The sequence below is a fragment of the Hymenobacter gelipurpurascens genome, assembly GCF_900187375.1.
Classification (GTDB): Bacteria; Bacteroidota; Bacteroidia; order Cytophagales; family Hymenobacteraceae; genus Hymenobacter; species Hymenobacter gelipurpurascens.
This window is the reverse complement of the sequence record NZ_FYEW01000001.1, coordinates 2,298,443-2,310,559: the sequence shown is the minus strand read 5'-3', so window position 1 is coordinate 2,310,559 and position 12,117 is coordinate 2,298,443. Positions and strand designations below refer to the sequence as shown.

The following is a 12,117-nucleotide window of genomic DNA, read 5'->3' as shown; positions in this document are numbered from 1 at the left end:
CGTAGAACGCCTCACCGCCGATTGCGGGTCAAAGAAACAGAAAAGCTGGACAACAGATCATGTCTTCTGCAGCGACTTATAAATTACGTCGTGGATACGGGTGCGGATGTTGTACTGACGCAGCTTGTTATTGCCGGCATCGGGGTACACGCGGTTAGAAAGAAAGATGTAGAGGATTTTGTTTTCGGGGTCCATCCAGACGCAGGTGCCAGTGAAGCCCGTGTGACCAAACGTGCTGGCCGGCGACAGGTTGCTGGTGGGGCCTTCGGGCTTGCTTGGGTCGCCACGGTCCCAGCCCAGGCCCCGGCGGCTGCCGGCTTCTTTGCTGTTGGCAAACTCCGTTACTACCGGCGTCTGGAAGAAGCGCTGCCCACCGTAGCGGCCGTTCTGTAGGTTCATCTCCATCAGAATAGCCAGGTCGTTGGCGTTGGAGAATAAGCCCGCGTGGCCGCCCACACCGCCCACCATAGCGGCGGTTTGGTCGTGTACGGTGCCCTGCAGCAAGGCCCGCCGGAAGTACGTGTCGTTCTCCGTAGGCGCAATGCACGACTTGGGGAATTTCTCCAGCGGGTTGTAGGTCATGGTGCCTAGGCCTAGCGGCTGGTAGAAATTCTTCTGCAGGAAAGCATCAATAGGTTGCTGGAGCACTTTCTCGGCTACGCGCTTCAGGATAATGAAGCTCAGGTCGCTGTATTCTACGGGGTATTTGCCCTTCACCTTAGGCAGCAAGCTGGAGCGCTGCACCCAACGCCAAACAGAGTCATCGGCGGTTCTGAGGCTGTAGAGGTCGGGGGTTACTTCGCGGGAAAATTCGGGGGAAGCGGTGCTGGCGTAGAACGTTGGCTTAGGACCTGTTTTGGTGATGGTCTTCTCCCAGGTACTAATGCCTGGCTTCAAGCCGGCTTGGTGCATCAATACTTCCCGAACCGTCATGTCCTTTTTGTTTGTGGCTTTCAGCTCCGGCAGGTAGGAGGCTACTCGGTCATCAATGTTGAGCTTGCCTTGGTCTTTAAGGTACATGATAGCCTGTAGCGTACCAGCAACCTTCGTTACGGAAGCCAGATCGTACAGGGTGCTACTATTCACTGGCTGCGACTTATCGTAGGTGCAGTAGCCGTAACTCTTATCAAAGACCACCATTCCATCCTTGGCCACCAGCACCTGGCAGCCCGGAGCGGCCGCGTAGGCCACTGATTCCAGCGCTACGTTGTCAATCTGGGCGAGTACGCGCGAGTCTAGGCCTACGGCTTCCGGCGTGCCGTAGCGCAGGCGCTTGAGGTCGGGCGTTGGTACGCCTAGGCCTGCCTTCAGAGTTTCCGAAACCGTAACGGGCAAGCGCCCTTTAGCCGACAGAGCACCAAACAGCACCTGGGGCATTACCAGTTGCGAGGCATAGTTGTCTTCGTAGCCACATACCAGGGTGCGAGCATCGGCCAGGTGCTTCAGGGCATAGGCATTGCCAAAGGCAATGACCACCGTTTTGACGCGCGGGTTAGCCTGCAGGTTTTTCAGGAATTTCAAGGCGCCTTCCCCAATACCGTAGTTATGGGCAGGCGTATTGTTCATGTTGTGCAGGCTCACTACCACTACGTTATAAGGCGTGAGGCGTGTGAGCAGGCGCGTGAACGAAGAGTCAGGGGCGTAGCGGTTGGGCACCGCATACACGGGGCCGTTCTGGTACTTACCCATTATCTCCTTGTAGGTCAGTGCATCGGAGCCAATGGTAACGGAGGCAATGCGCACGGTATCCAGCCGGCTGAAGGGCAGCAGGTCGTCCTCGTTTTTCACTACCGTGGTGGCGTGCTCATAAATCTGTTGCTGCACCGTGCGGCTGGTGGCCCGGTTCAGGTTTGTCATCAGATTGGGCAAGTCGATGGGCTGGTAGCGGTTGAGGCCGGCCCAATATTTGGCCCGCAAAATCTTCCGCACCCGAGAGTCTATATCGGCCTGGTTGAGTTGGCCAGCCGCCAGCGTCTCCTTGATTTTCTGGATGGCCATCGGCACATCTTCCGAGAAGAGGAGCACATCGTTGCCGGCTACCAGTGCCAGCGCATCTAGTTCGCCGGGCTTGTAGAGGCTGGATACACTCTTCATGTTCAGGGCATCCGTAAAGACAAGGCCCCGGTAGCCCATTTTCTCTTTTAGGAGCCCCGTTACAAGGTTCTTGGAGATGGTAGCTGATAACGACCGCACTGTATCAAGAAGCGGCATGTAGAGGTGGCCTACCATCACGCCCATTACGCCCGCCTGAAACGACTTCTGGAAAGGGTAGAGGTCAACATTGGTCAGGCGGGCCATGTCGGAATTGATAACCGGCAAGGCTACGTGCGAGTCGACATCGGTGTCGCCGTGACCGGGGAAGTGCTTTACCACAGCCATAATGCCATGATCCTGCAGGCCCCGGATGTAGGCCACTCCGTGCTTGGCTACCTGCTCCTTGATCTCCCCAAAAGAACGGTTGCCGATAACGGGGTTGCTGGGGTTGGAGTTGACGTCGATAACCGGCGAGAAGCTCACGTGCACGCCCAGCGTCTTCATCTTGAGGGCAATTTCGCGGCCCATCTGGTACACGTACTGGTCGTCGTCCATGGCACCTAGGGTCATGCCCTTGGCGAAGTGCATGGAGCTGTCAAGGCGCATATCCAGGCCCCATTCGGCATCCATGGCTACGAGCAGCGGCACTTTAGAAGCGGCTTGGTAGCGGTTGGCCAAGATGGCCTGCCGGCGCGGGCCGCCCTGCAGGAACATCACGCCCCCAATGCCATAATTCTTTACCAGAAACTCCGTGTACTGCACGTGCTTACGGTCCTTGTTGGAGTAAGCCGCCACCATAAACAACTGGCCTAGGCGCTGGTCGGGCGTGAGCGAGTTGAAGACACTATCCACCCAGTTCTGTTCAGCTACCGACATGGGGCGCACTTCTTCCGCGCGCGGAGCGGAGGAGGAAATGATCAGACCCGTAATGGCCAGTACTAAAAGGAAAAGTCCAATCCGAAAGTCTTTGAGCATCGGCTCCCGTTGTTCGTGCTAAGTGGTGATATAAGGTAAAAAGCGAGGCAAAAGCCCTACTTTTGACTCTTCATAGAAGCATGTGAAGAGGTGGTTCCGGCGTGGAGCGGGGGCCGTTTCTGTTGGCCTTCTGTTCCCTGCCTTTCTAACCTCCAACGCATAAGCGGAGAAATCCGTCTCATGCAGCACACACAAAAGTTGGCCGTAAACTTACGGATAATTTCCCGACGCTGGTTGTTATCAAGCGGATAGCTGTCTTTTGGAAGCTGTAAAAGCGCTTCGTTTTTCCTCTGATTTTAGTTCTATATGGCGGATATTATTCAACTGCTTCCTGAATATTTAGCTAACCAGATTGCGGCCGGCGAAGTAGTGCAGCGACCCGCTTCCGCGGTAAAAGAGCTACTCGAAAATGCCGTTGATGCCGGCGCCACGCAGGTGCAGCTCATCATCAAGGAAGCGGGTAAACAATTAGTCCAAGTTGTGGACAACGGCACCGGCATGTCGGCCACCGATGCACGCATGAGCTTAGAGCGCCATGCTACCAGCAAAATTCGCACCACCGACGATCTGTTTCGTATCCGCACGCTGGGGTTTCGGGGAGAGGCCCTGGCCAGTATAGCGGCCGTGGCCCAAGTGGAGCTGCGCACCAAGCAACGCGGCCAGGATACCGGCAGCCTGCTGCTGGTAGAAGGCTCTCAGATAACGAGTCAGCAGCCCGTAGCCTGCCCCGACGGCACCAGTATTGCGGTGAAAAACCTGTTTTTTAATGTGCCGGCCCGCCGCAACTTCCTCAAGAGCAATGCGGTAGAGATGCGGCATATTCTGGATGAGTTTCAGCACGTGGCGCTGGCTAATCCGCAGATCGGCTTCTCGCTTTTCCAGAATGACCTGGAAGTGTTCAACCTGCCTGCCGGCAAGCTGAGCCAGCGGATTGTGTCATTGTTGGGCAATGGCTACAAGGAGCAGCTGGCGCAAGTAGAGGAAGTGACGCCGTTTATTTCGGTGCGCGGGTTCATCGGCAAGCCAGAATCAGCCAAGAAGAGTAGGGGCGACCAGTTTTTCTTCGTGAACAACCGGTTCATCCGCTCGGCTTACCTTAACCACGCCGTGCTCACGGCCTATGAGGGCCTGCTGCCCAAAGACACGCACCCGTTCTACGTGCTGTTTCTGGAGCTCGACCCCAAGACCATCGACATCAACGTGCACCCCACCAAAACGGAAATCAAGTTCGAGGACGAGAAGACCGTGTACGCCATTGTGCGGGCCGCCGTGAAGCAGAGCCTGGGCCTGCACAATATGGCCCCGTCCCTGGATTTCGAGGGCGACGTGAATTTTGCTCCCATTCAGCCGCTACGCCTGTCCGGCAACGAGCAGAATCCGTTTGCAGCTGATTTTAAGCCCGATGCGCTGGCCTCCGCGGCTTCCCGCGCCGCGAGTACGCCCAGCAAAGGCGAGTCCCGGTCGGGCCGTTCCGATGCGTATGAAAGGCAGCTGCCGCCTAGGCCTACCGACCAAGCCAAGCGCGAGCTGGAGGAGTTCTATAAAAGCCTGCAGCAAGTGAAGGTGCCCGATGTGGAGCGCGAAGCCACCGCTATCGGGGTGCCTGTGCCTTCCGCCGCTGCTATTGCCGCCGCCCGCCAAGCTGAGGAAGCGGAAACTCCACCGGCGCCCGCCGAGCTGATGTTGCCAACTGGCCTAGAGCTGCCAGCGGAGCCTGTAGGCCAGTCGGAGCAGGGCTTTACTGTAATGCCTGCGCCGTCGGCCGCTTCGCCGGAGCTGCCGCTGCGGGCGGCTCCGGTGGCGCCCGGCAACAAAGTGCTGCAGCTGCATCAGCAATATTTGCTGGTGCCTGTGAAATCGGGCGTGATGCTGATTGACCAGGTGGCAGCGCGGGAGCGGATTCTGTTTGAGCAGTATGCGCAGGCTTTGGAGCGCGAAACCAGTGCTTCCCAGACGCTGCTGTTCCCGCGTACCGTCACGTTTACGCCCCAGGATTTTGCCATCCTGCGCGAAGTAGAGGAGCCACTAAAGGCTTTAGGCTTCCGCTTCACCGATTTTGGCAAGTACACCATTGCCGTGGAAGGCATTCCGGCCGATGTGCCGGCCCGCGACGAGAAGGAGCTCCTGGAAGGCCTCATTGAGCAGTTTCGCAACCACGCCGGGCCCGTGAAGCTGGACCGCCGCGAGCAGATGGCCCGCGCCCTGGCCCGCCGGGTAGCCACCAGCGCCGCCAGCAGCCGCCTCTCCGAATTTGAAATGACGGCCTTGGTAGACAAGTTGTTTGCCTGTTCTGTACCCAGCTACACCCCCGATGGCCGCCGCACGCTGGTGCTGCTGGAGCTAAGCGAGCTACAGGCCTTCTTTAACCGCTGATAGTTGCTACCTAGGCCACTTACTGCACTAGCCTAGGTAGCAACTGTTGAGTAGTTCTCGTATAGGCCAAGGTGCTAGGCCACTTTACCCGCGAAAATCAACGATTCAATGTTTCAACTTACGCCTACGGTCCGCAACTTGCTCATCGCCAATGTTGTGGTGTTTTTTCTGTCTTTGCAGATCAACGGGCAATTGTCCTTTTTGGCGCTGTATCCCATAGGTTCGCCTCTGTTTCAGCCCTGGCAGTTCCTGACGTACATGTTCATGCATGCTAATCTGGGCCACATATTCTCCAATATGCTGGGCCTGATTGTGTTCGGGCCGATGCTGGAGCAGCGCTGGGGCGGCCGGCGTTTCCTGACGTTCTGGCTGATTTGCGGGCTGGGCGCCGGGATGTTGTATAATGGCCTGCGCACCTACGAAGTGCAGCAGATGCGCCACGATATTGAGGTGTTCCGCTCAGAGCCGACGGATATCAACCTGATGGATTTCGTGGACAATAATATGTCTAACTACCGGGATCGGTACGCCGCCGTAGCCCGGCAGCTCCATGCCACCCCCGATGATACAGGCTTGATCCAAAGTGCCTTGGCTAGTATGGAAGACATCTATCAGGCTAGCATGAGTGGTCCGATGGTCGGCGCTTCGGGGGCCTTGTTCGGGATTATGCTGGCGTTTGCGTTCTACTTCCCGAACACGCCGCTCATGATTTTTCCGCTGCCTTTTCCTATCAAGGCCAAATACTTTGTGGTACTATATGGGCTTTTTGAGTTTTACAGCGGCGTGCAGCGTGCGCCCGGCGACAACGTGGCCCACTTTGCTCACTTAGGTGGCCTACTGGTGGGCTTGGTGCTGGTGCTGCTCTGGCAGCGCAACCGTACCCGAATGTACTAAGGCGTAGGCCAGGCGGCCAGGCCAGTATCCGGGTAGATATGGTATACTTGCCTCGCCATCCGCCAGCTTGGCAGTAACTAGGTGCCAGCGGAAAGCTTGCCTGAAAATTGCGACCCTTTCCTGCATCATCCCGGGCGGCGCACCGTTAGGTAGTGGTCGGGTCGGTTTCTCTGTTCTACTTCTCTTCGTCCACCCATGAGTATTGCCAACGATATCCGCACAGCGTTCAGCCGCCGCGATAATGCGCTGAATCAACTGTTGCTGATCAATGTGCTGGTGTTTGTGTTTCTGGTTCTGGTCAAAGCTATTATGTTCCTGACCGGAACCGATGTGTATTTTGAAAACGTGCTGCGACAGTTTCAGCTGCCCGCCGACTTGCCCTCGTTGCTCCGGCACCCCTGGACGTTGTTCACGTATGCCTTCACCCACGAAGGCTTCTTTCACATCCTTTTCAACTTACTGAACCTGTATTGGTTTGGGGCTCTTGTTCGCGAATACCTGGGCGACCGACGCTTGGTGAGCCTCTATGTATTGGGTGCCTTGGCGGGAGCTGTTCTGTTTCTTCTGGCTTTCAACCTAATTCCGGCCTTACGGATTTACCCCAATGTGTCGTTGCTGGGTGCTTCGGCGTCTGTCACGGCCATTATCATGGCGGCGGCCACGCTGTTGCCTGAGTATACATTCAACCTGTTTCTGTTCGGGCCGGTCCGCATCAAATACATTGCGGCAGTAGTTATCCTGCTCTCCATTATTGCCATCAACCAGGGCAACCCTGGCGGCGGTATTGCGCACATTGGCGGCGCGCTGATAGGCTATCTGTTCATCAAGCAGCTCCAAGCAGGCCGCGACCTGGGCCGTCCCGTGCAAGCCGTCGGCGACTTTGTGGGGGGGCTACTAAGCGGCCGGCCCCGACTACGCGTGACGCACCGCAGCGCCGCCGCCGCGCCCGCTGCCGCACCAGCTAAAAAAGGCACACTACCCAAGCCTGAGCAGGATGAAATTGATGTAATTCTGGATAAGATTTCGCGCTCCGGCTACGAGAGCCTTTCCAAAGATGAAAAGCAGAAGCTCTTCCGGGCCAGCCAGAAATAGTGGCCTAGAACAACCTTCAAAAAAGCACGTCATCCTGAGTGCAGCGAAGTATCTTACCTTGTATGAACGACTGGCCTAGTGCCTCGTGCTATCGTGAGTAGATCCTTCGCTGCACTCAGGATGACGTGCTTTTATGGTATCGGGAAACTGGATAGTCAACTGTCCTAACTCCGTCCTGTCTGAGACAAGATAAACTATAGCCTTCTAGGCCACTTTCAATTGAGTGTTAGTTCCCTGCTCATACTTGAGGGTGGCCTAGAACGCAAAACGGCCGCCCTGCGTGAGCAGAGCGGCCGGTAGAATTTGCGTTGGCGTGATGCTTAGGCAGTGGCTTTGCTCATGTTGTCGAGCGCGTCCATTACTTCCTTCACGTGGCCGCGGGAGGTTTCCAGCATGGCCTTCTCCTCATCGTTCAGCTGCAGCTCGATTACTTTCTCGATGCCGTTTTTGCCGAGGATAACCGGCGCGCCCAGATACACACCGTTGATGCCGTACTCGCCCTGCAACTCAATGCACACGGGGAATACGCGGCGCTGGTCGCGCACAATGGCTTCTACCATTTGCGCAGCAGCAGCACCCGGAGCATACCAAGCCGAAGTACCCATCAGTTTCACCAGCTCACCGCCACCTACAGCCGTGCGCTGTACAATGGCGTCCAGCTCAGCTTTGCCGATCAGCTCGGTTACGGGGATGCCGCCTACAGTGGTGTAGCGGGGCAGAGGCACCATAGTGTCGCCGTGGCCACCCATGAGTACCGCCTGAATGTCTTTGGGGCTTACGTTGAGAGCCTCAGCCAGGAACGCACGGTAGCGAGCCGTGTCGAGGATGCCAGCCATGCCAAACACCTTCTCGCGGGGCAGACCCGAGGTGAGGTGCGCCTGGTAGGTCATCACGTCCAGCGGGTTCGACACCACGATGATGATGGCGTTGGGCGAGTATTTTACTACCTGCTCGGTTACCGTTTTCACGATGCCGGCGTTGGTCGAAATCAGGTCGTCGCGGCTCATGCCGGGCTTGCGGGGCAGGCCCGAGGTAATTACTACCACATCGGAGCCAGCAGTGCGGCTGTAGTCGCCGGTTACGCCCACCGTGCGGGAATCGTAGCCGATAACGGGGGATTTCTGCCAGATATCGAGCGCCTTGCCTTCAGCGAAGCCTTCTTTGATATCTACCAGTACAATCTCATTGGCAATTTCGCGGGTGGCTAGTACATCAGCGCAGGTTGCGCCTACGTTGCCGGCTCCAACTACGGTAACTTTCATTGGGATGGAATATGGGTGTGAGATGTGGGTTCTGGCGTAAAGCTAACCTATAAACCGTTTTCGGCGGTAGTAAACCCCGCGAAACTTCGCAGCTAGGCCAGTTCTAGGCCACTTACATACGCTTTACTACCAGCACACGCTCGGTTTCTTCAGTTACCTTGAAGCGCTCATCGGGCCGAAAGCCGATGACCCAGGCAATCTTGCCGTCGGCGGAGCACAGCACCTGCACGTTGTCTTTGAGGTTGAGGGGTACTTTCTGGTCGATAAGGAAATCGGAGAGCTTCTTCTTGCCTTTCATGCCGATGGGCATAAACCAGTCGCCTTCCTGCCAGGCCCGCACAATCAGCGGGAATTTCAGCGCATCCGCATCCAGCGCCGCCACGGCCTTACCCCGCGGAATATCAAAACCTTCGGCTACTTCATGCAACTCGGTGCGCAGGTGCAGTCCGTCAATTTTGAGCGCCTCCTGACCTAGCGCCAGCTGGTGGGTGCCGAATTTCGAGAGATTCTTGCGCGTGATGACTAGCTGCTCCCGGTCTTTCACCAGCCGGTGCGTCGGCGACTCGAAGCGGCGGCCCGGCTCGGCCCCGAAGCTGTGCACGATGTCCTTCGTGACAATGTAGGAGAAGCCGAAGGGGCGCAGTAACTCGTGGAGCACCAGCGTGGTAGCGGCCGTTTTCTGCAGCATCCGGATATCGAGGTAGGTGGCCTGCTCCTCTTCGCGTTGGGCTTGGGCAGCAGTATCCTCTACGTAGCGCCGTACAATTTCCTCGGCTCCTCCTACGCGCTCCGCCGTAATCTGCAGCGTCTGGTCGAGGTTGGGGTTGATGTCGCGTAGCACCGGCAGCACCTCCAGGCGGAGGCGGTTGCGCTGATACACGGGGCTGTCGTTGCTGGCATCTTCGCGCCACATCAGATGGTTTTCTACCAGATAATCGTAGAGTTCCATCTTGCCAATGGGTAGGAGGGGGCGCACTAAGTAGCCATTCTTTGGCTTGATGCCGTGCAGGCCCGCTAGGCCAGTGCCATGGGTCAGGTTGAGGAGCATGGTTTCGGCAGCGTCGCGCTGGTGATGGGCGGTGGCTATGTAGGCCAGTCCCTGGGTCTGACGCAGGCGCTCGAACCACTCGTAGCGCAGGGCGCGGGCGGCCATCTGCGTCGAAATGCCTTCCTGTTCGGCAAACTGCTTGGTCTGGAAGAACTCCGCGAAGTAGGGGACGTCGTACTTCTTGGCCAGCTTGCGCACAAACTGCTCGTCGGCATCGGCTTCCTCACCGCGCAGCCCAAAGTGGCAGTGCGCCACGGCAAACGGCTGGCCCAACTGGTGCAGCACATCGGTCAGCACCACCGAGTCCATGCCGCCACTGACGGCTACCAGCAAGGTATCAGTAGGGGAGAAGAGGTTGTGTTCCTGTATGAATTGTTGGATCTGGTCGAGCATGGGGAATTGTAGAGCTAAAAACTAGAAACTAGTTCCCCTCCTCAGCTGAGGAGGGGCTAGAGGTGGTTGATGTGGCCTAGAACGAGAACCAGAGCTAATGGCTAATAAGATGGGCAACGCTCTGGTCAACCACCCCTAATCCCTCCTGAGCTGAGGAGGGGAACTAGTTTCTAGCTCTAATGTCTAGGCCAGTCTTACTATTCAACCAGCCAATAATCCACAAAGAAAACCGTTAGCGACGGGCCTTCTGTACCTTTGTCCCGAAATGTCGTCATCGAAGTCAGTTTTTCTGCTCTTTCTCGCGCTGCTGCCACTGCTGGGAGTGGCTCAACAGCGCCCGGCCCGGCCCGGCGCGCAGCCCTCGCCGCTCCAAAAAGGCCAGCCGATTGAGCTGGTGCGGGCCGATGCACTGGAAGGCGGCACCTTCAACGGCATTCAGATTCGGAAGCTGCTCGGTAACGTGAGCCTGAAGCAGGGCACTACGCTGCTGTTCTGCGACTCGGCTTACCAGTACACGGAGCGCAACGCGCTGGAAGCGTTCAGCAACGTGCGCATCATCCAGAACGACACCATCACGATTACCGGCGACCGGGGCTTCTACGACGGCGACACCCGCAAGGCTCGCATAACCGGCAACGTGACCCTGCGCGACCCGCGCATGACGCTCACCACCCAGCTCCTCGACTACGAGCTGAACCGCAACCTGGCCTACTACAGCACCGGCGGCCACCTCCAGGACCCCGAAAACACTCTCGACAGCCAGTTCGGTTACTACAGCACCGCTACGAAGGTCTTCAGCTTCAAGCGCAACGTGAAGCTCGTCACCAAGGACAACATCATCGATACGGATACGCTGCAGTACAACACCATCTCCAAGATTGCCTACTTCTTCGGTCCAACGCGCATTAAAGGGCCACAGGGTAGCCTATATGCCGAAAACGGTAACTACAACACTGTCACGAAGGTCTCGAACTTCGCCAGCAACGCCAAAATTGAGACGCCCAATTATCTGCTCGGTGGCGACAAGCTGTATTACGATGAAGCCAACCAGTACGGCGTAGCTACCGGCCACGTCTCGATGACGGCCAAGAAGGATAACATCGTGATTCGCGGGGATGTAGGCCGGTATTGGCGGGCGCAGGGCCGGGCCAAAATCTACGGCACCCCCGTAATGCGCAACATCAACCAGAAGGATACGCTCTATCTGGCCGCCGATACGCTGGTGAGCCTGGAAGGTAGGCCACCTCAGAACAAAGCCGGCGTGATTTACGCCTACCGCAAAGTCCGCATTTTCCGCGCCGATCTGCAGGGTCGCTGCGACTCGCTGACCTACGACCGGCAGGATTCCATCATCTACCTGAGCCACGATCCGGTACTCTGGAACAACAAAAACCAGCTCACCGCCGACAGCATGGAGATTCAGCAGCGGAAGGGTAAAATCGACCAGATGCGGCTTTATGGCCACGCGTTCAGTGTAGGCCAGGATACCTTGCTGAACTTCAACCAAGTGAAGGGCCGCAACATGGTGGCCTATTTCGGGGAGAAGTCGATAAAAAAAATTGACGTGCTTGGCAACGCCGAGAGCCTCTACTATGCTCTTGATGGTGACACGGCCGTTTCGGGCGTGAACAAGGCCCTTTCGGCGACTATGGCCATGCGCTTTGCGGAAGGCAAACTCAATACCATCACGTTTCTGACCAACCCCGATGCCAGCTTCATACCTCCCAATGAGCTAAAGCCCGAAGAATCGAAACTTGCCGGCATGCGCTGGCGACCCAAGGAACGCCCCACCCGCCGCCAGACGTTAGGAAAGCACTTCGCGCCGCTGGCTAAGAAAAAGTCTGCGGCCAAGCCCGCTAAGAAAGTGACCGTAAAGAAAGCTGCGGCCAGAAAAGCTCCTGTCAAGAAAAAAGCACCCGTCGTAAAGCCTGCTACCGCACCAAAGGCGGCAACGCCAACCCCCAAGCCAGCTCCCTTGAAAACGCCCGTGAAGAAATAGCTAGCCTGCCGTAGTGCCCTATATAGCAGCACTGCAGAGCATGGCTA

7 protein-coding genes are annotated in these 12,117 nt (G+C 57.1%); 4 read left to right on the top strand and 3 right to left on the bottom strand.

Going from position 1 to position 12,117, the window contains the following annotated elements; translation table 11 throughout:
* Positions 1-57: 57 nt before the first annotated feature.
* Complete coding sequence (locus tag CFT68_RS09790) at positions 58-3,009, bottom strand: glycoside hydrolase family 3 N-terminal domain-containing protein (RefSeq protein ID WP_088843249.1); 2,952 nt, start codon at positions 3,007-3,009, stop codon at positions 58-60.
* 306 nt (positions 3,010-3,315) lie between these two features.
* On the opposite strand from CFT68_RS09790, the gene mutL reads away from it, so the two are divergent.
* From mutL to CFT68_RS09775, 3 genes are all read left to right on the top strand, one after another.
* Complete coding sequence (mutL, locus tag CFT68_RS09785) at positions 3,316-5,382, top strand: DNA mismatch repair endonuclease MutL (protein WP_088843248.1); 2,067 nt, start codon at positions 3,316-3,318, stop codon at positions 5,380-5,382.
* A 108-nt stretch (positions 5,383-5,490) separates the two neighbouring features.
* The gene (locus CFT68_RS09780; protein ID WP_088843247.1) at positions 5,491-6,276 is read left to right on the top strand and encodes a rhomboid family intramembrane serine protease; all 786 of its coding nucleotides are present in this window, start codon (positions 5,491-5,493) and stop codon (positions 6,274-6,276) included.
* 195 nt (positions 6,277-6,471) lie between these two features.
* Positions 6,472-7,368: a rhomboid family intramembrane serine protease gene (locus CFT68_RS09775; RefSeq protein WP_088843246.1), complete on the top strand. Its 897-nt coding sequence runs from the start codon at positions 6,472-6,474 to the stop codon at positions 7,366-7,368.
* A 320-nt stretch (positions 7,369-7,688) separates the two neighbouring features.
* Here the strand turns inward: CFT68_RS09775 and mdh are convergent, their stop codons facing one another.
* Together mdh and tilS are read right to left on the bottom strand one after the other, a co-directional pair.
* Entirely contained in the window at positions 7,689-8,630 is a 942-nt protein-coding gene (gene mdh / locus CFT68_RS09770; protein ID WP_088843245.1) for a malate dehydrogenase, read from the bottom strand.
* Positions 8,631-8,742: 112 nt separating this feature from the next.
* Positions 8,743-10,071 (bottom strand): tRNA lysidine(34) synthetase TilS, encoded by a 1,329-nt coding sequence (tilS, locus tag CFT68_RS09765; protein ID WP_088843244.1) that lies wholly within the window; start codon positions 10,069-10,071, stop codon positions 8,743-8,745.
* A gap of 265 nt (positions 10,072-10,336) precedes the next feature.
* Between tilS and CFT68_RS09760 the strand changes: the two genes are divergently transcribed.
* The gene (locus CFT68_RS09760; protein WP_088843243.1) at positions 10,337-12,070 is read left to right on the top strand and encodes an OstA-like protein; all 1,734 of its coding nucleotides are present in this window, start codon (positions 10,337-10,339) and stop codon (positions 12,068-12,070) included.
* Positions 12,071-12,117 lie beyond the last annotated feature (47 nt).

Bases quoted from the DNA above. Each gene is read 5' to 3' on its own strand.
- CFT68_RS09790 (WP_088843249.1), bottom strand. From the start codon at position 3,009: ATGCTCAAAGACTTTCGGATTGGACTTTTCCTTTTAGTACTGGCCATT.
- mutL (WP_088843248.1), top strand. From the start codon at position 3,316: ATGGCGGATATTATTCAACTGCTTCCTGAATATTTAGCTAACCAGATT.
- CFT68_RS09780 (WP_088843247.1), top strand. From the start codon at position 5,491: ATGTTTCAACTTACGCCTACGGTCCGCAACTTGCTCATCGCCAATGTT.
- CFT68_RS09775 (WP_088843246.1), top strand. From the start codon at position 6,472: ATGAGTATTGCCAACGATATCCGCACAGCGTTCAGCCGCCGCGATAAT.
- mdh (WP_088843245.1), bottom strand. From the start codon at position 8,630: ATGAAAGTTACCGTAGTTGGAGCCGGCAACGTAGGCGCAACCTGCGCT.
- tilS (WP_088843244.1), bottom strand. From the start codon at position 10,071: ATGCTCGACCAGATCCAACAATTCATACAGGAACACAACCTCTTCTCC.
- CFT68_RS09760 (WP_088843243.1), top strand. From the start codon at position 10,337: ATGTCGTCATCGAAGTCAGTTTTTCTGCTCTTTCTCGCGCTGCTGCCA.